Below are 20,902 nucleotides of genomic sequence, written 5' to 3'. Positions count from 1 at the left end.
ATGCTACTTCCTCAGGCGTGGGTTAAATCTTAAATTGTCTTACTAAACCATTTAATTCTTCTGCCAGTTTTGCCAAATCTTCTGAATTTGAAGATACTTCTTCCATCGCACTGCTGGCTTGTTGAGCAGATGCTGACGTCTGTTCAACACCGGCTGCTGATTCTTCCGAAATCGATGCAATTTCTTCGACAAAACTATTAATCTCTTCACTACTTGTCCTCATGTCAGACAAATTAGTTGTTACAGTAGTGATACTAGAAACCATTTCTGTTACGGCATGATTAATTTGTTCGAAAGTCTCTCCTGTCTTTTCAATTTGTTCAGACCCTGCTTCTACTTCACCGTAACCTTCTTCTAAAGATTGCGTTACATTAGAAGACTCACTTTGAATATTCGTAACAATTCCAGTGATATCATTAACGGACTCTGCTACCTGTTCCGCTAATTTACGAACTTCATCTGCTACGACCGCAAAACCTTTGCCATGTTCGCCAGCACGAGCTGATTCGATGGCTGCATTTAATGCTAATAAATTGGTTTGTTCCGCGATATCTTTAATCACGGCTACTAGTTTTGTAATTTCTTTTGATTGATTATCTAAACCACGTACCTTTTCCACTGCTTCTTGTACAATCGTATGGATTCGACCCATTTGTGCAACAGAGGAGCTCATCAATTCATTACCATTTTCAGCCATACTTAATACATTAGCTGATGCACCTTCAATTTTCTCCCCATTTTGATCCGCTTCATGTACTTTTTGAGAGAAATCACTCATCTTGGAAGCGACATCGCCGGCATGATTCGCTTGAGTTTCAGCACCTGATGCTAATTCCTGCATAGTTGAAGCTATTTGCTCCGTTCCAGACTTCACTTCATTTGCTGATTGATTTAATTCTTCGCTTTGAGCAGTCACTGTATCCGAAACAGTTGAAACTTGTTGAATGATCTTTCTTAAGTTCGTACTCATCTTATTTATTGAACTAGAAAGTTGTCCTATTTCGTCATTTCCTTTATATTCTATATTTTTAACCAGTAGATTACCATCGGCAATGCTATTACTTACATCAACTACTTTATTTAAGTTTTTGGAAACAGTTCGATTAACGATGATAATTAAAATGATACTAATAATCAGTGATACTGCAATCGCGATAACTAGTGCTACGATGGCCATTGTTTGACTTGTTTTTGCCTCTTTCACAGCATTTGCTCTATCTGCATTGACCATTTCTGTTAATTCCTCTAATGCCTGTACAACTTCCCGCTGAGTGGTATGTGCCTGACTTGCATGTTGGGAAGCCATTTCCATATCTCCTTGTCCAACATAACTTATCACTTCATTAAACTCGAGGTTAAATGCTTCATCTAATTCAATGATCTTTTCAACTAGCGTTATTGCCTCTGTACCGTTCAATTCTTCGGCTAAATTATCCTCTAAATTTTTGAATAAATCTTTACGCTGATTGAAATCATTTACTACTTCAGATGTAGGATCTTCCATATATTGAAACACGCGGATCCCTTTAGCTCTGATTAATGACCCCATCTCTGTGACATCAACTGCTCTATCTCCCCTTCTTTCCATTGCTTCAATTTGCGATTGAACATTTTGCAAGAAAAAGGAAACTAACACAGCAGAAATCACAAAAAGACTTAGAACAACACTAAGGATAAGACCATACTTTGTACCAATCTTTACATTCTTGAACCGTAAATTTTTTAAATGAAAAACATTTTTCATTACCATCCCTCCAACGATGTAGAATACTTGATGCGCATACAAACTATTTTAGCATGACTATATTAACAATACTACATTTTGTTTCATAGTCTTTTTAACCCTTTTTTATACTATTATTTGTCAATTTTCATTACTTTAGACTTGAATATTTCATTTGAAAATGTTTTGTAACGACAGCAATATTATTTACCACTATGCATAGATCTTTTGCTCTATCAAGTCTATTGTCACATCATAAAGAGTTGGTTTCTTTATGTTACAATAATAATGATAGATAACAAAAAGAAAGAAGGTTGCTGATGATGCGTCTTCAATCTATTTCGGAAAATGCCATCATGATGACATTACCTTATACACCCGATTTATCTGCTTATTTGATTAAAGTCAAACAACAGCTGGATAATCAATGGTTTATCGTTGAAACAGTAGTTGGTTACAGAACGTTAACCGTATACTTTGATCCTCTACGCATTACTCACCAAGAGATGAAAAAAGTAATCACTGCTGCTGATGAACAGAAACAAACAGACAAAATAAACCGTAGATTGCATCACATTCCCGTTTGTTATGACCAAAGGTTTGGTATCGATATGGAATACGTAATAAAAAAGAAAAAAATGACATTGCAGAGAGTCATTTCATTACATACTACCCCTACTTATAACGTCTCCTTTTTAGGATTCTCACCGGGGTTCCCGTTTTTAACAGGAATGGATCAAGAACTTGCTACACCTAGGAAAGACAGCCCCAGACTGGAAGTACCAAAGGGATCAGTCGGAATAGCTGGCGGCCAAACAGGTATTTACCCTAGCAGCTCCCCAGGTGGATGGCAAATCATTGGGCGTACACCCGTAAATTTATTACTATTAACTGATGACAGACCGACATTATTGGCACCAGGGGATCAAGTTAGATTTTACCCAATTACAAAAACGGCATTTGAACAGCTTCAGAAAGAGGAGCGTATAAAAAATGACAATTGAAATAATAGAAGAAGGATTACATACCACCATCCAAGACCAGGGACGCCTTGGCTATCAATCCTATGGGTTCTCAGTCAGTGGTCCGATGGATGAGTTTGCCGCCAAAATGGCGAATATTCTCGTTAATAATGATACAGACGAAGCAGTACTAGAGATGAGCTTCATTGGTCCGACGATCAAATTCCATCAGCACGCGATTATTGCGATAACCGGCGGAAATATGTCTGCTAATTTAAATGACAAACCGACTCCACTTGCCCAGCCTATTCAAGTCAAAAAGGACGATATCTTACAGTTTCGCACGGTGAAAACAGGTGGCTTTGGCTATATGGCTATAAAAGGAGGCTTGGACATACCCAAAATCCTTGGAAGTCAAAGCACAGTTGTGAGAGCGGAGGTAGAAGGCGTTTTAAGAGGAAAATTAGCTGTGGGTGACACGATTTCCTATTCTCACTTCTATAACACCGAAAATCAGCTACATTGGGGCATTATCCCTGCCCTTTTTAATTATATTGAACAACCGGCAAAGATAATACGTTATATCGAAGGTCCACAGTATGATTGGTTTGACTCCGACACATTTGCACAAACAGAGTGGACTGCTTCTACACGATCCAACCGAATGGGATATCGCTTGGAAGGACTCCCGATTAAAAAAAGGAAAGATGAACAGCTTTTAACAGAGGCTACAACATTTGGTTCAATTCAAGTACCACCGAATGGGCAACCAATTATATTAATGGCAGATGGCCAACCAACAGGAGGTTATCCAAAAATCGGACAGGTTGCGCGAGTTGATTTGAGTAAAGTAAGTCAATTAAGACCTGGCCAGCCTTTCAGATTTCAAAAGATAACGGTTGATGAAGCAATCACCCTTTTACAAAGTCGTGAGCGCTTAATTCGAACTATTCAACGATTTTGTCAGGAAAAATGGGGAGGTATCAAGCTGTGGCAAGAATAACATTGAATTGTGATTTAGGTGAAAGTTTTGGTATGTATCAAATCGGTAATGATGAAGCAATTATTCCATTAGTTGATGCAGTTAATATAGCATGTGGTTTTCATGCTGGTGACCCACATACGATGAATAAAACGGTACAGTTAGCTAAACAGTATCAGGTTAATATTGGGGCACACCCTGGATTTCAAGATTTACAAGGTTTTGGTAGACGAAATATCGATATTCTTCCGGAACATGCCTATGACTTGGTTGTTTATCAGTTAGGTGCTTTGCAAGGATTTGTGACTGTACATGATATGCATTTAGCTCATGTGAAACCACATGGTGCTTTATACAATACGGCTTGTAAAGAACGTGAGCTTGCAATTGCTATTGCTCAAGCAGTACATGATGTCGATCCGAACTTGGTATTAGTCGGGCTTGCAAATAGTGAGTTAATTAATGCTGGAGAAGAGCTTGGATTACAAGTAGCCAATGAAGTATTCGCTGATAGAACTTATCAGCCAGATGGCAGCTTAACACCCAGAAGTGAACCAAATGCAGTTATTCGTGATATAGAACAAGCTATGAAACAAGTTAATGAAATCGTCACATCAGGAAAGGTCACTACAATGAACGGAGACAACATCAATATCAAAGCAGATACTATTTGTGTGCATGGCGATTCAACAGCAGCATTACACTTTGTGCAGAAAATTCGAGAAATAATTGGATAAGTAAGTGGATCTGGACACTTCTGGTAGTTTTCTGGACACTTTTAACGATAATCTGGACAGTAGTAAAACGAAGAGACTGTCTCAATCGTCAGCAAACTGATTTTTGAGACAGTCTCTTTTTTTATTCTAGTGAAAAAACTTCAGAAAAAGGCTGCATAGATGTATTACCAATTCCTTCACCGTGCCAAATCATTACTTTTACTAAATGATCTGTAACATCATCTGGCAAATCTAGGATGAGTTCTGTTGATGCCTCTTCACCTGCTTTAATCCTAATTGGTTCTTCCTTCCATTCCACCATTTGCTTATCTTGATTATATAGCGTGATCATCGCGGTTACCGTTTCATCTGATTCCGATTGGTTTACTATCACCAATTCGCTTGCTAGTGTTTCATTTGCTACAAGCTGATCGTGACTGAACTGTTGACTCACTTTAAAGTTTGTTGCTTCTTTCACTTCTACAGTTGCACTAACTTCCACGGTTGGACCGTTGACTAAACCGTCTCCATTCGGAACACCGAAATCTGGTGTACCATCTTCCTTCCAATTCAATACTTTTACTCGAGCATGACGGTTAGGATCATATAATGGATCTCCTTCAATTTCTTTATAAGAACGGGCATGATAGACTAATATATCCGTTTCTCCATCTTCAGCAACGGTAAAAGTACTGTGGCCAGGACCATATTGACCGGTAGCATCATTACTTTCCATCACAGGGTCTGGTGATTTTGTCCAAGAGGATGGGTCCATGATATCACTGTCTTTATCTGCTGTTAACAAACCGATTTTATAATTATCATCTGTCGCACTTGCGGAATAAGAAACGAATATTTGTCCATTACGCTTAATCACGTCAGGCCCTTCATTTACCCAAAAACCATTTCGTTCCCATTCATAATCTGGTGTTGATAATAGCATCGGCTCTCCTTTTATCGTATAACCGTTTTCCATCTCTGCCATATATAAATTAGAGATATTGTTAACTTTTTGTGCCCAAATATAATAATTCTTACCATTATGCTCAAAAATCGTTGCATCTAATGAAAAGTCTGTGAATGAAAAAGTATCTTCCGGAGACTTTTGGATGATACCTTTCTCTACCCATTCACCTTCCAGCGGATCTGAACTCGTATTTTCCAATGCATATGGACGAATCCTCCAAACATTATCAGAAGCACCTGCTGCATAATGAATATACCACTTGTTATCAACATAATGAATTTCTGGTGCCCAGATATGAGCCGCTTGATCTCCTGATTCATGAGCTTCCCATATGACTTTCTCTTCGGCTTCTCTTAAACCCTGGATGGTTTTAGCCTTTCTCATAATAATACGATTATACTCTGGCACAGAAGCGGTAAAGTAATAATTGCCATCGGTATGTTTATAAATGTTAGGATCTGCTCGTTGTTCAATTAATGGATTTGTATAATGATATGTTGCTGCTTTTCCATTGACGGTGAAGGACCCAGTTTCTCTATAGTGATTCGGATCTATGTCATTCCAATCAACCGCAATTTCATCTGACATACCATTGGTATAATGGGCAGTAACGGTAGTTGGCAATTCAGGCTCTACTCCTACTTCTGTCTTGACATGTACTTCATCAACATAGTCCAACTCAGCTACATGAATTACCGCTTTTGCTGGAATGTCTGTGCCATAAACTTCACCATTCACGGTATACGGAGATCGAGCTTCTGATAATTCGTCACTATTTATATTCTCCCAATCTACTTTTCGCGTGCCAGTACTACCATCAAAATAGGTCACTTCTACCTTCTCCGGTAATGCTGGCGGATGATGTGGTGGGGTAACCACACTGATCTCATCTACTATTTCGATATTATCTGCCAAGACGTTTACTTCAAATGATTTTGTTTGACTACTTTCTCCTCTTGCAAAGGTTGCAGTTAACGTGACGACTGTGTCTTGTTGATCTTGTCCAGGTCTTGACACTTCACCCGAAGCGTTAATAATCTCTGAATGGCTGGATTCCCATGTGATCTCTACACCATTTCCAGTTGAACTTGGTAATTCAATGTCAGTAATTACTTCTGACAAATCTCCTAATTCGAACGTGGCAGCAGCTCTTTCAACCGCTTCTTGATCTGTTAATGATTCATTGATCACTTTTTGCAGATCCTCTTCACTTAAACTGTTGTTATATATACGAAAATCTGCAACTTGTCCATCTAGCCCTTTACCTTCCACTTGTTCATGTTCCATTGCATGAAAACCAATAAATCGATTTTCATTTACTTCAATATCACTGGCGTCCATTCCTATGTCTACAGTACCTTGAGAAACTCCATTAATATAATGTGTCATTTGCTGATTTTTAATAGTTGTAGCAACATGTGCCCATTCACTTTCCACAATTGGTTCGGTTGTTAATTGGTAGAAAGATTGATCAGGCCGAAATAATTCAAGCATGCCTTCATCCGTACCTGCTTGTTTTAAAGCAAAGTTTATCGCATTACCTTGATCCCAATTTCCTAAGGCATACAAAGATGCCCAATCTTTAGCTGTATCTAGTTTGACCCAGCTGCTAATTGTCATATTGGCAGTCCCTTCAAAAAGGTCAGTCGGCATTTGAACATAATCTCGATCTCCATCTAAGTCAACCGCACCGCCTTTATCTGAATCGGCTAAGGCTGCATCATTTACAAGTGTTGCATGTTGTTCATTGCCTGAAATATCAAATACATTATCGCTTTGTGTCTCATCAAAGCTATACCATGTAATGAAATCAGCCGCTACATCTGATGTCACATACACCTTAGCCATTGCAGTTTCTTCTGTATTTTCAATCCTGCCTTCGACTGTAAAATGAACGCCTGCCCTTTCTAATTGTTCTGCCGGTATTTCTTCCCATTCTACAGATACTTGCTCCTCTTCATTATCGGCGTATGTTACTTGAATTTGTTTAGGTAATTCCGGCTGTGAGCTAGCATCTGTGTAAAGGATAATAGGTTCTATTTCCTTTATTGTTCTGTCTTCCACCACCGTAATATTCGCAATTGCCTTCATAGTTGTTCCTGCAACCGTACCTTCCACTGTCACTTCGCCTGGAGTCTGGAAGTCGTCTGGGTTCATTTCATCCCATGTAACAGTCACGCTCTCTGTCATTCCATTAGGGTAAAGGACGGTTACTTGATCAGGTAATACCGGAAGAGAACCTACGCTTATATTAACATTCACTGCCTCAATCTCCGATATATCAAAATTAAAATCAGCTAATGTACGTAATTCTGTTAATGACAAAGCCCGATCGTACATACGAAAGTCAGAAATTAGCCCTTGCAGTCCCTTACCTTCACCTTGTTCATGAGGCATTGCATGATATCCAATAAAACGATTTTCTACCACCTGAATGTCTCCTGCATCCATGTCAATTTCAACTGATCCTTGATGTATGCCATTCATATAATGATGTAGTTTCTGATCTTGAATCATGGTTGCAACATGAACCCATTCCCCTTCAGCAACAGGTCCTGTCTCGACAGCTGGAAATGGCCATGGTCCAAACAATCCGAGTGCTCCATTTTCAGAATCTGCTGTTTTTGCAGCATAGTTAATCGCATAATCACCATTCTCTTCATCAAAGTTACCTAACGAATAAATCGTTGCCCAATCTTTATGATTGTCAATCTTGACCCAAGTACTAATCGTCATATCCTCTAAGCCATCAAAAAGGTTGGTAGGTAGTAATGCATAGTCCTGATCACCATCTAATGATAGGGCACCGCCTTTCTCATCTTCAACAAGTGTGGCATCATTGATTAACTCACCATCATAGCCGTTCCCACTCTTATCTTCTATACCATTTCCCGATTCGTTTTCAAAATCATAATGTAATAACAGTCCATCCTCCAACTGCATCTCTTCCGCTATCACATTGTAAGATTCTGTTATTGGAAAAGGACTGATAACCAAAGTCATAATCATCAGTGAAATGGTGATTCTTTTCAAGACTTGTATCATCTCGCTTCCTCCTTTCTTTTTCTGACAACAAATATGGCAATAAGTCCTATTATGATAAGGAGCCCACCAATCAACATCCAATTAAATAGATTGGTTGCTGTATCTGGTAAGTCTTGATTCCCTTGCTTTTCGCTATCATTTTTTTGTCCTGGATCAGATTCCTGATCACTAGATGATGAAGATTCGTTATGATCATTGTCCTTATCTTTTTGCTTATCTTTATCTGCTGAATCTTGTTTTTTTATCGTAAAGGTAGTTTCATAGGGATCATTTCCATTAGCTCCTAAAAATACGTGATAATCTCCAGTTAGCTTACTTTGCAACCTAAAGTTAAAGCTAAATTCTCCGGCATCATTGGATGCAACTTGATCCAGATAATCCACTTCACCATTTGGATTTTCTACTTTTAATGTTACGTTTTTACCTGCTGTCTCTCCAAGTGTTCCAGTTATCTGAACGTTTTTTGTTTCAGAACTGGCAGAGACAAGGATATCCTCTAGTGAAGCAGGAGTAGTATCGATCGACTTAACTTCTACATCTATTGTCGTCTGATGATTGCCATCTAACGTCGATAATGTAATGGTTGTCATACCTTCTTGTTTTCCTTTAATCGTTAGCTTCGTTTCATCTGTTTGATTTGGATAATCGGTTGTTACGTCAATAATATCTTCATCTTCCACAAATACCTCTAGTTCTTTTCTTAATGTCTCTTCTGGCCAAACGGTTGCAGAAACGGTTGCAGTAGAGTTCTCTAACATAACTAGCGCATCCTCAGAAACGCTTACTTCTTTTGCATCTGCATTGCTTAACCGAAACGTGGCATTTCCCTCATTCTCTAAACTATTTTTCGCTACTAGCTGTAACGTGTTATCACTTGCCTTTGAAAGATACAAAGAATCATGAAATGTTTTATAGGAACTCCAAGAGTCATCTGCCAATCCTGGAACTTCCTTGAAAGTGGCTCCTTCTTCAAAGCTAGCTGTACCATCATGTTTTGCTAAGCTTAGAGAAGAACCATCCCTGACCAGATAAAAACCTGGATTATTTTCAGATTGAAAAGAAAGGAAACCTTCATCATCACTGGCTAATCCATCAACGATATGCCATTTAAATTCATACGTATCCCCTTCGAGTGGATCGACTCTTAAACTATTATTTAAATGACGAACATAGCGAGATTCATCATATAATTCTATCGCATAACTGTCATGTGTAATACCAGAAGCAGTAGGGATTACTTTTCTTATTTTCCCTTCAGGTGTAAAGTGTAATTTGTCAATCGCAACTGACCTTCTATAATCTCCACCTGTTGGTAATGCTGCATTATGATAGATCATGTAGGTTTCCCCTTCCAATTCTAATACAGCAGGATGACTAGTCCCTGTATACGGTAATGCATCCATCAATTTACCACCGTATTCCCATGGACCTTCTGGACTATCACTTGTCGCATATGCCAATTCTTCAGGGAAATTCATCGCAAAAAGTAGATAGTAAATACCGTTTTGTTTATGAAGCCATGGTGCTTCTGTAAAAGTCCCCGGCATATTTTCAATGTCAAAACGATGGATATCATCTTCCAATTCAATCATATTATCTTTTAATTTAGCATAATATACGTGGGTATTCCCCCAATATAGATAGGCTTGACCGTCATCATCAATAAATACAGTTGGATCAATATCATCCCAAGACCAAGCCCCCATATTATCAGGGTTTTCGGTATCAGTACTCTTTACTAATGGAGCACCAATTGCATCTTCCCAACCTGTAACCGGATGATCTGATACCGCAACCCCAAGCGCCATTCCGGGAGCTGCACTATCGCCATTCTCAACAGTTGTGTACCAATAGAATTTGCCATCTTTCTCAATAGTTTGCGAAGCCCAAGCGGTATCATTTATTGCCCACTCAAAAATATCACGAGGCACCCTCCCCTCTAATTTCCAATCTTTTAAATCCTCAGAAGAATAGATACTCCACTCTTTGAGTACATAGTCACTATCACTAGTGTTTGCTTCATCATGTCCGGTATAAAGGTACACTTTCCCTTCATGTGTAATGGCTGCCGGATCTGCCGAAAATTCATCTTTAATAATAGGATTATCTGCTTGCACATATGTAGCTGTGACCAAGCTGATAAACGTCAGCATTAAGCATAAACCTATGATTTTATTAACCATAGTTCTTCTCCCCTTCTTTTTGTAGATTGAAAGATAAAGACTACTTTCCTAGATTAAAAAAGGTAGAACATGTAAGACTTTCTCTGAGCATGTTCTACCTGATGTTACGTGGAGTCTTTTTGCAAGAATTTTTATAGCGAACTTTCTGTCACATTACATTTCTCTTCCGCTTGAAATACAATCCTAAACCGATGGCAAGTAATATAGTACCGAACAGCAGCCAATTAAACAGCATGGTTGCCGTATTTGGTAAGTTTTTGTTGTTTTGGTCAGTTTGCTGATCTGACTCCTGTTGTTGTTTCGTACCGTCTGCGCTCTTTCCACTTTGATTATCATCTGTATTTGATGTTTCCTCATCTTTATCAGATGGCGGTTGAGCACTTTGATCATTATCATCATCCGGGGTTTCGTTTTGCTGACCTATAGTCTTTAGTACCCCATAGACTGAGAAATGAGAAACATCGGCTGTCACTGTTCCCGCTTCAACATCAATGTCACTTACTTGTTTTTTCAACTTATGTTGGGAATTATTGTAAAAGTAAATAGCTGTTTCTGCCTCTCGATACTTCTCATCTATTCCTAATGTTAATCCAAATGGACTCTTAGGTTCCTCTGTTCCTTCTGGATAAACAATCTTAAAGTCCAAGACATCTCCTGCTATTTCCAAGCTTTGATCACTCAGCAATGCTTCTTCATCGACTTCTTTTATCATCAATAAAGTTCCTTCAGGTAAATCCCCCGGCATCTTTATTTTTACCTTTGTTCCTTCGAGATAATAAGTTTCACCAGGATTTACTTCTTTTTGCTGCTCTATTTCTAACTGATTAGACGGTTTCTCTGCATCTTGTTCAGTTACTACCACTCTTGCAATATCTGCATGAAGACCATCAGCCGTAGAAACAGTTATATATGCTTCCCCGCTACTAACAGCCTTTACTTCACCATTTGAATCAACTTCTGCCACTTCTTCATTAGTCGAAGTCCATAATAAGTCGACTGACTGATCCGGTGTTACATTTACTGCAAGCTGTTTTGTCTCATTAACTTGTAAATTAATATCATTTTCTTCAAGCGAAATCGATGTTACCTCGTCCTCTTCACCTTTCTCCTCTTGTGGTACTTGTTGTGATAATGCTTGATATTCGTCTGCTGTGATCGGTAAAACCGTACCATGACGTGGACGATCTGGTAAATCGTATTCTTCTGGAATCGTCCATTCACCCGAATCAAGATCTGTAGTTTCAAAAGGAACATAGCCTCTTCCACCAAATTCATCGATAAAAAGGTACCATTTCTCCTCTGAGTTCGATTTAAAGATAGCTGGACCTTCTCCTCTACTAATTTGTTCTTTCCCTACCCCTTCTTTAATCATTTCAAAGTTTGGATCTAATACCGAATCACCAACTTCTTGGAAAATGAATTTACCATTCGGCGAATCTTCTGGGTGATTGCCTCGCTCATCTTTTGTAAAACGATAGATCTTACCATCATGCTCCATCATCGTCGTATCAATAATCGAATAGCCGTAGTCCATGTACACTTCAGGTTCTGTAAAAGTGTAGAAGTCACGGGTTTTGCTGTACATCATCCGTTGATAGCTGTCACCATTATTTCTATTTTTCTCGTCTTCATATAATTTCGATGCCCAAAAAACGATATACTCACCAGTCGTATCGTCATAGTAAATTTCAGGTGCCCATGTATTTCCTGCTTCTTTTGGTGCTACTTCTACCATTCGTTGTTCAGACCAATTAACAAGGTCATTGGATTCCCAAACCATAATCGATCGGCTGCCTTCCGTTTGTGCTCGATTCCAATCACCATTACCATAAATCTTCAGATCTGTCGCAATCATATAAAACTTATCGCCTTCAGGTGAGCGAATAATGAATGGATCACGTAATCCTTCTTCTCCTAACTCTGAAGTAAATACGGGCTTTTCATCATTTAATTGCTGCCACTTTAATGGATTATTTCCTTCACTTAAAGCAAAATAGATTTGTTCACCGTTCTCATATCCTTCACCTGTAAAATAAGGGAATACATATCCTTCATAATCCTGTTCTTCTGGTAATTCTTTCACCTTAGCTTTAAATGCTTTACGCAATTTTTCACCATCTAACTCTAATGTAGCAATTAATATAACTTCCGAGTCGCCTTCACCAGGTTCTGGTCTCGTTACTTCTCCGGTAGTTGTAATCATTTCTGGATCAGTAGATTCCCATGTGACCTCGATATTTTCACCTACTTCAGTAGGTAATGTCAGATTTCCTCTTACATCATGAATATTGTGCACTATTAATGATTGAATGGCTTCTTTTAGCCTTATGACCGCTGCATCCTCTTCTAACACGGTAAATGTGAACTCTTTTGATGTTGATACTTCACCATCAGTCAAGGTAGCTGTCAATGTAACAATCTGATTACCTGCTCCATTGACTGGTCTAACCACCTGTCCACCCTCCGAAATAATATCTGGATGGGACGATTCCCAGCTTATCGCTGTGTTATTACTTCCTTTGGCAGGGAGATCTAAACCTGTTATTACTTCATCGGCTGATTGATTATTTCCCAACAAGTCATCAATGATTAATTGTGCCTTCGCGTCTTCTACTAAGATTGATTCAATTGCTGCTATTTTTTCATCAGCTTCGTTCTTGAGTTCTCCTATATCAGCTGCTGTTAATACTCCATCGTAAACTTTAAAATCGGCTAGAACTCCTTTAAAATCTGGATCTGCATGATAGAAGGAGCGACCAATATACCCACTTAAACCTTCCATGTTGGCAATATCAGCTAATGTATAGTCGCCTGCCTCACTGCTTGCTGCCAATTCTCCATCGATATATAGTTCCAATGTATTTGCATCACCATCAAAAACAGTAGTTACAAGCTTCCACTCATTTTCTTTCAATCCATCTGTTTTAGTCGATATTTCATTTTGCCAGCCATTCGTTGCAACACCGAAACGGGCTGAACCATCTGCATTATAGCTTGGTGTGAAATATAGGTAGCGCTGATCATTTTGTCCAAATGTATAGAGCCATTCTGCTGAATTTTCACCATTCCAATTCACCAACGTAGAAACAGTAATACTTTCTTTATCATCTAAGACACCTTCTGGAATCTCAATATAGGACTCCTCACCTGTTAACTCAATGACACCGACTTGATCGGTAGTAATCAGATTGTTTTCATCAAGATTAACAAGTGTTCCATCAAAGTTACCAGATTGGTCTTGAAGTATATTGTTTTCGATATTTTTCATATCGTATTCCAAAAGTAAAGATGGCTCTGTCTGTGGTTCTTCAGGTGCTTCAATTGTCAGCTCATCCGCTAACTCTTCAATTTCGGAAGCAGTCAGTTCACGATTAAATAGTTTAAATTCATCAAACCCACCTGCAAAATATGATTGATTGTTGCGAGTTGATCTTCCTAGATAATTCATGGTTGTTTCCATCAGCATTCGAGGTTCTACATTAAAAGTAGCACTGGAGGAAACTTCTTTCCCGTTAACGAATAGTTTAGCATTAAATCCGTCAATCGTGACTGCAACATGTTGCCATTGGTTTAATTGCAGACGACTTGAAGCTAAGCGATACTTATAATCAGATGGTAAGTCTGTAGATGTATTTGCAAACTTCTCTGTATAAGGTGTTACCATTGCAAACTCTAATTCTCCAGAGTCGCCTTGTGTACTTAGATACATACTATTACGGTTTGCTTCTCTACCCGTATCAGAACCAAAGTCAAAAATTCGTTGATCTGCTTGATTCTGGTCTACCTTTACCCAGGTCGATAGTGTCATTTTTTCCAAATTTTCTTGTTTAATTAAATTTTCTGGCATTTCTACAAAGCCTGATTCCCCATCTAATTGAACAAACCCTTGAGAATCTCCGATTGCTTGATCAGTCACTATCGAACCATTACCTTGAAGTGTTGCATCATAGCCATTTCCACTGTGATCAGTAATAACCCCATCCACTTCCTCATCAAAGGAATAATGAACAACAGGATCATCACTTGGCGCTGGACCATCTGGAAGATAATGATCGGTTAATGCTTGATACTCTTCACTTGTAATAGGTATAACCGTTCCATGGCGTGGACCAGGTGGCAGAGCATATTCCGTTGGATCAAGTACATTGTCTACAAGTTGAGATCCATCTTCTAAATCAGTCGTCCAGCGCACGTGATACGGCCAGGAATCTAAGAAAAGATACCATTTTTCTTCATCAATTGCTTTAAAAATGGTTTGCCCCTCATTATTCCCACCATGTCCAATTAAGCCTTGATTGCCATCCTTTGTTCCGGGTATTTCTTCAAATTGATAGCCATTTTCTTCTGTTCCATCTAAATCATCAAAAATAGTTTGTGCTTTTTCATAATAGACTTTGTAATTCACTTCAGATTTAGTAAAACGGTATAGTGTTTCATCGTGTTCAATAAACGTCGTATCGATCGTCGGGAAGCTATCATCAATATATACCTTTGGTTCGGAAAATGTTTGGAAGTCTCTTGTTGTCGCATAATACATCACATTATATTGTCCATTCGGACGCCCATTTGGATAGTCCCCATATGTCTCTTCATTCGGTATAGACGATGCCCAAAATACTACATATTCACCAGTCGGTTTATGATAAAAGGCTTCTGGTGCCCATGTGTTACCTCCATTTTTTGGAGCAACTTCTACCATCCGTTGTTCACTCCAATTGACCAGATCATCTGATTCCCAAACCATAATCGAGTGACTCCCCGTAATTTGTGCTTGATCAAAATTAGTACTTTCACCCATTTTTAAGTCGGTCGCAATCATGTAAAATTTATCACCTTCTGGAGCTCGAATTACAAAGGGATCACGTAATCCTTCCTCCCCCATATTCGATTGGATCACGGACTGACCATTATTTAAAGCTCGCCAATGCAATGGGTCTTCTGCGACTGCAAACGAGATTTCTTCTCCACCTTCATATTCTCCTGTAAAATAACTAAAGAAATAGGCATCATATTCTTTATCGCCTGGGTCTTTTTTGACGGTAACCTGAAAGTCCTGTGTGATAGTTGCATCGTTATATTGGACGTTAGCCGTTAAAGTCACATCGGTATCTGCATCTGGACGATCTACCCACCCCAACTGATGTGGTTGATCTGCTATATCATCTGAACCTTTAATAATTGTAGGATGTGAGGATTTCCAACTAATTTCAGACCCATGTTCACCAACTGTTGGTAGGTAGAGATTACCTTTGACATTGTCAGGATTATAGATAGAAATGCCAGCAGCATCAAGGCCTACTCTTTCCTGATCTGAAAATTCTTTTAATACGGTTATCTCAAACGTTTTGGTTGTTGTTATCTCCTTGATAGATAAGTTGGCAGTCAGTTCAACAACCGTATCTCCTTCCTCCACTCCTGGACGTTGAACAGTACCATCATTAGCAACCACATCGGGATAACTCGAATCCCATGATATTTTGACACCGTTTCGACCTCTTGTCGGTAAGTTTAGATCACGAGTTACCTGATCAACAGTATCTTCCTGATCTAAGTAAGATTCGATTGATAATTGTCCTTTTTGATCGTCTAACAAAAGTTGATTTAAAGGGTTGATTTTCGTTTGCAATTCAGACGATAGGTTGGCAACTTCTGTAGCTGATAATGCAGCACCATGAATACGGAAATCAGCAATCATCCCCTTAAAGTAATCATCATTTTGAAAAATAGATCTACCGATAAACCCTGAAAAAGAGCTTTTAGAATCAATGATATTAACTAGCTGTAAACCGTTAGTAGAACCCTGCGCCGCCTCTTTTCCATTCACGTACAACGACATCGTTTCCTCTTCATTGTTAAAAACAGATGTTACGACATTCCATTGATTTGCCGTCATCGCTTCATTAGCGGTAACCAGTGCTTCATTTTGCCAGCCTGCCTCTGATATCCCCGTAGCAGCACTATTATTACTACCGTGTAGCGGTGTTGTGAATAGATAACTGTTTCCATTTGCAACGTCATCATCGACTCTTCCAAATCCATAAATCCAACGGTTCGTACCATCATTTGTCCAGTTCACTAATGCGGTGATACTAACGTTCTCTAAATCCGATAAAACATCTTTTCCATCATCAGTCTTGGGAAGTTCAATATAAGCGTTAGTATCATTTGCAGAACCACCATCTAATTCCACGAAACCGACCTCATCATTTGCTATCAGGCGACTTTTATCCATATTTTGATAAATACCATCAAAAGCTTCGTCTGCCAAATTTTCGAAAACTGTTTTATCTTCGAGCTCTTCTGTCTCTTTCATATCATAATGAACGATTGTATTACTTTCTTGATTTGATTTATTGTCTTCTGCAATTACTGTGATGGGAATACTTCCTGCTACTACCTGAAACAATAATAACGAAATTATAAAAAGAGAAAGGTTTCGATTATTTTTCATCCAGTTTCAAACTCCCTTATCACATTTTTCAACCATTACCTTGCTTTTTCTCACTTCTCATTACAATGACACGTTGTAATACGATAAATAACAACAACAATACTCCGATTGCGATTTTGGTCCACCATGAGCTAAGTGTTCCTTCAAAAACAATAATCGTTTGAATAACTCCTAGAATTAGCACGCCGACAACACTGCCAGCTACATATCCAGCACCTCCTGTTAAAAGTGTGCCACCAATAACAACAGCTGCAATGGTGTCTAATTCCATACCATTTGCATGCAAGCCGTAACCTGAAAGCATATAGAAGGTAAAGATTAGACCTGCTAAAGAAGCACAGAAACCACTTAATGTATAAATTAATATTTTCGTCCTGGCAACTGGTAAGCCCATCAACATTGCCGATTGTTCACTACCACCAATTGCGTACACAGTTCTGCCAAAATTGGTGAAATGAGCAAGAAATATAGCAATGACCACAACAGTTAAAGCGATTACTACACTAATCGAAATAAAATTATCTCCCGGTAAAGGGATTCGTGAGTTTGCCATATAGCTAAAAAAAGGATGATCAATGGAAATCGTTTCGACACTAATGACATAGCTAAGTCCGCGTGCTAGAAACATTCCGGCTAATGTTACAATGAATGGTTGCAAATTATAAAAATGAATCAAAGCACCTTGCATAACACCTAAAACGGTACCAACTAACAAGCTTATGGGTATCACAATCCATGGTGACAGTTGCGCCTCCATGGTTAAGCTTGCTGCAACCATACTTGTCAGAGCTATCACTGATCCAACAGACAGGTCAATCCCACCAGATAAAATAACGAAAGTCATGCCGACGGCTATTACAATAAGAAATGCATTATCAATAAATAGATTGAGAAAAACCTGCGTAGATAAAAATCCTGTATAACGCAAAGAACCAAAACTAAACATGAGAACAAACAGGGTAATTGTTGCTACTAATGGAAGTTGTTTATAATCTAGTGATAATCGATTAATCATGATAATGACACACCCTCTCTTTCTTTCTGTTCTCCTGTTCGTTTTACCTTACCAAAACCAAATACTTTCCGGCGGAATTCCGGAGATTGTAATAAACAAACAATCAGTACTACTATCGCTTTTACTACTAAATTTGTTTCTGCCGGAACACCAATTGAATAAATCGTAGTGGTTAAGCTTTGAATGATTAATGCTCCAATAACGGTTCCCATCAGATAGAAACGTCCGCCCATTAAGGAGGTGCCGCCAATTACCACAGCTAAAATAGCATCTAGCTCAAACCATAATCCTGCATTGTTTCCATCAGCACTCATCACGTTGGATGATAAAATCAAGCCACCCACTCCAGCGCAAAAACCGGAAAACAGGTAAACCATTAACATAATATTTTTTGAATTTATCCCGGCTAATCGACTCGCATCAGGATTAGAGCCAACTGATTCTATAAACAGCCCGAGTGCTGTTTTTCGTGTTAACAAAACAGCAACAAGAAACACAAATGTTACAATAAAAACGGAAAATGGTAAGGATAATAAGTAACCACCACCAATAAAGGAATACGGATCATAATATACGGTTGTGATTTGTCCCCCTGTTATCAGTTGAGCGATCCCTCTTCCGGCGACCATTAAGATTAATGTAGCTACAATCGGCTGTACACCAACCCTTGAAACGAGCAGGCCATTCCAGCCACCTACTAACGCACAAATCAATAATGACAATCCGATTGCCATAAATAACGGACCTAACCCTGTGCCTTCCGTACTTGCAACTGTCATCGCACCAATTGCCCCGGACATCGCAATTACAGAACCTACACTTAAATCGATTCCTTTTGTTGCAATCACTAATGTCATCCCAATTGAAATCAATATTAATGGGGCACCACGATTTAAAATATCAATAAGACTTCCTGTTAAATGGCCATTTCGCATTTCTATCGATAGGAAGCTGCGATCAAAAAATAAATTGATTATCAAAATAAGCAATAATACTAATATTGGCCAAAATAGTCTTGATTTCATCATAGATTTGAACATTTTACATTCCTCCGGCCATTTCTTTCATTAAATCTTGCTGTGTTAATGCTGTATCGTTATTAAACTCATTTACTTTCTTTCTATCTCGAAGTACAGCTATTCTGTTACACATTCTCATTATCTCGTCTATTTCAGATGAAATGAATAAAATAGACTTGTTGTCTTCACTTAGCTTTGTCATTAATTTCATAATTTCTGTTTTGGCACCGATGTCAATACCACGTGTAGGTTCATCCAGAATTAACAAATCAGGATTTGTTACCAACCATCTCGCAAGCATTACTTTTTGCTGATTCCCACCACTAAGATTTTTAATTAAATGCTCTGGATTAGCTGGGTTAATATTTAATAATTGAATATATTCATTCGCAATTTCCATTTGTTTAGCTTTTGATAAATAACGAAACCAACCATAAACACTTTGAATAGCTAAAATCATATTTTCCCGTACCGTTAACTCTGGAATAATCCCTTCAGATTTTCGATTTTCTGAACAAAAGCCAATTTTATTTAAAATAGCACTTCTTGGTGAGGAAAAGTGGACTTCCTTACCGTTTATTCTGATTTTTCCTTTATCAGCTTTATCTGCTCCAAATAAAACACGGACCATTTCTGTTCGTCCGGAACCTAATAATCCTGCAAGTCCTACGATTTCGCCTTTACGAATTTCCAAATCAAATGGATCAATTTTTCCCTTTCGTTCAATCTCATCAGCCTTCAGAAAAGATTCTTTCATCTCTGATTGATTCCCAGTACTTTTGGAAGCAATTGATTCCATTTCCTCTAATTCTTTACCAATCATTTTGGAAACAAGCTCCATACGATCTATTTCATTGGTTTTATATTCACCAATCCATTCACCGTTTCGTAATACTGTTAAGCGATCGGTAATCTGATAGATTTGATCTAAAAAATGACTAACAAATATAATTGCAAGACCTTCTTTTTTCAATTGTCTCATTACTGCAAACAACTGCTGTACTTCATCGCGGTCTAAACTAGATGTTGGCTCATCTAAGATAAGTATTTTAGCCGATACATTTAGAGCACGTGCGATCGCTACCATCTGTTGAATCGCTACTGAATAAGAGGATAATAGTTTCGTAACGTCTATCTTAAGCTGTAATTGCGCTAATAACTTCTCTGCACGTTGATGCATTTCTTTCCAAGCTAATCTACCGTATTTTTTTATTTCTCGACCGATAAATATATTCTCTGTTACGGATAAATTGGAACAAAGATTAATTTCCTGATATACAGTGCTTATCCCATGTTCCTGCGCCGCTAATGGACTATTAATATAGACAGGATTTCCTTCCAGTGTTACAGAACCCTGATCAATCGAATAAACACCTGTTAACACTTTTATTAATGTTGATTTCCCTGCACCATTTTCACCCATTAAGGCGTGTATTTCACCTGGATAAAGTGAAAATTGCACATTAGAAAGAGCTTTAACACCCGGAAACTCTTTCACGATATTTTCCATAATTAATCTCGGTTGTTGTTCAGACAAGTAGTTTACCTCCCTTATAGTTTTTTAAAGGTCACTTCTTTATTCAAAGTAGATACATATTGCGAAGTAATGAAAATACTGTTTGTTCGAAACTAAATGCACAGTCACCTATGAAGTAATTTTGGCATATATCGTGATCATAACCGCCACTCCGGCTGCCCACTTCCCTTTCCGTGGGGTTTGCCCTTCAGCTAACTTTTTCGAGCCAAAACCGCTCGAAAAAGTGGATCTTCAGGCCAAACAGGTCCCACAGGAGTGGAAGTGGGCGGCCTTCGTTAAGATATGCTCCACAACACTAATCC

10 protein-coding genes are annotated in these 20,902 nt (G+C 38.5%); 3 read left to right on the top strand and 7 right to left on the bottom strand.

Annotated features, from left to right (window positions below):
• Positions 1-22 precede the first annotated feature (22 nt).
• The gene (locus J5J03_RS06205; protein ID WP_208587419.1) at positions 23-1,744 is read right to left on the bottom strand and encodes a methyl-accepting chemotaxis protein; all 1,722 of its coding nucleotides are present in this window, start codon (positions 1,742-1,744) and stop codon (positions 23-25) included.
• A gap of 299 nt (positions 1,745-2,043) precedes the next feature.
• Here J5J03_RS06205 and pxpB point away from each other — a divergent pair, with 299 nt between their 5' ends.
• The 3 genes from pxpB to J5J03_RS06190 are packed head-to-tail and all read left to right on the top strand — an operon-like array spanning position 2,044 to position 4,404.
• Positions 2,044-2,727, top strand: coding sequence for a 5-oxoprolinase subunit PxpB (gene pxpB / locus J5J03_RS06200; protein ID WP_208587416.1), 684 nt, complete (start codon positions 2,044-2,046; stop codon positions 2,725-2,727).
• Positions 2,717-3,688, top strand: a complete 972-nt coding sequence (locus tag J5J03_RS06195; RefSeq protein ID WP_208587406.1) for a 5-oxoprolinase subunit C family protein — start codon at positions 2,717-2,719, stop codon at positions 3,686-3,688. The genes pxpB and J5J03_RS06195 overlap by 11 nt, the downstream gene beginning before the upstream one ends.
• Entirely contained in the window at positions 3,676-4,404 is a 729-nt protein-coding gene (locus J5J03_RS06190) for a 5-oxoprolinase subunit PxpA (RefSeq protein ID WP_208587403.1), read from the top strand. The genes J5J03_RS06195 and J5J03_RS06190 overlap by 13 nt, the downstream gene beginning before the upstream one ends.
• Positions 4,405-4,525: 121 nt before the next feature.
• Here J5J03_RS06190 and J5J03_RS06185 read toward each other — a convergent pair whose 3' ends face one another.
• The 6 genes from J5J03_RS06185 to J5J03_RS06160 form a co-directional block, all read right to left on the bottom strand.
• Positions 4,526-8,395 carry a family 43 glycosylhydrolase gene (locus tag J5J03_RS06185; protein WP_208587401.1) on the bottom strand — a complete coding sequence of 1,290 codons (3,870 nt, stop codon included), beginning with the start codon at positions 8,393-8,395 and terminating at the stop codon, positions 4,526-4,528.
• Positions 8,392-10,578, bottom strand: a complete 2,187-nt coding sequence (locus J5J03_RS06180; protein WP_208587398.1) for a family 43 glycosylhydrolase — start codon at positions 10,576-10,578, stop codon at positions 8,392-8,394. Before J5J03_RS06180 ends, J5J03_RS06185 begins: the two co-directional genes overlap by 4 nt.
• Positions 10,579-10,726: 148 nt before the next feature.
• The gene (locus J5J03_RS06175) at positions 10,727-17,029 is read right to left on the bottom strand and encodes an immunoglobulin-like domain-containing protein (RefSeq protein ID WP_208587395.1); all 6,303 of its coding nucleotides are present in this window, start codon (positions 17,027-17,029) and stop codon (positions 10,727-10,729) included.
• Positions 17,030-17,057: 28 nt separating this feature from the next.
• Positions 17,058-18,044, bottom strand: coding sequence for a galactofuranose ABC transporter, permease protein YjfF (gene yjfF, locus J5J03_RS06170; protein WP_208587393.1), 987 nt, complete (start codon positions 18,042-18,044; stop codon positions 17,058-17,060).
• On the bottom strand, positions 18,041-19,084 hold the full coding sequence (locus tag J5J03_RS06165; RefSeq protein WP_231710627.1) for an ABC transporter permease: 1,044 nt from the start codon (positions 19,082-19,084) through the stop codon (positions 18,041-18,043). The genes yjfF and J5J03_RS06165 overlap by 4 nt, the downstream gene beginning before the upstream one ends.
• 1 nt (position 19,085) lies before the next feature.
• On the bottom strand, positions 19,086-20,600 hold the full coding sequence (locus J5J03_RS06160; protein ID WP_331460440.1) for a sugar ABC transporter ATP-binding protein: 1,515 nt from the start codon (positions 20,598-20,600) through the stop codon (positions 19,086-19,088).
• Positions 20,601-20,902 lie beyond the last annotated feature (302 nt).

This window comes from Gracilibacillus suaedae (genome assembly GCF_017599345.1).
Classification (GTDB): domain Bacteria; phylum Bacillota; class Bacilli; order Bacillales; family Amphibacillaceae; genus Gracilibacillus; species Gracilibacillus suaedae.
Note: the sequence above shows the minus strand (reverse complement) of the source record. Positions and strands in the feature narration are given on the sequence as shown.

What these genes read in the sequence shown, in the direction of transcription:
- J5J03_RS06205 (WP_208587419.1), bottom strand. Translation starts at nt 1,744, where the DNA reads ATGAAAAATGTTTTTCATTTAAAAAATTTACGGTTCAAGAATGTAAAG.
- pxpB (WP_208587416.1), top strand. Translation starts at nt 2,044, where the DNA reads ATGATGCGTCTTCAATCTATTTCGGAAAATGCCATCATGATGACATTA.
- J5J03_RS06195 (WP_208587406.1), top strand. Translation starts at nt 2,717, where the DNA reads ATGACAATTGAAATAATAGAAGAAGGATTACATACCACCATCCAAGAC.
- J5J03_RS06185 (WP_208587401.1), bottom strand. Translation starts at nt 8,395, where the DNA reads ATGATACAAGTCTTGAAAAGAATCACCATTTCACTGATGATTATGACT.
- J5J03_RS06180 (WP_208587398.1), bottom strand. Translation starts at nt 10,578, where the DNA reads ATGGTTAATAAAATCATAGGTTTATGCTTAATGCTGACGTTTATCAGC.
- J5J03_RS06175 (WP_208587395.1), bottom strand. Translation starts at nt 17,029, where the DNA reads ATGAAAAATAATCGAAACCTTTCTCTTTTTATAATTTCGTTATTATTG.
- yjfF (WP_208587393.1), bottom strand. Translation starts at nt 18,044, where the DNA reads ATGATTAATCGATTATCACTAGATTATAAACAACTTCCATTAGTAGCA.
- J5J03_RS06165 (WP_231710627.1), bottom strand. Translation starts at nt 19,084, where the DNA reads ATGTTCAAATCTATGATGAAATCAAGACTATTTTGGCCAATATTAGTA.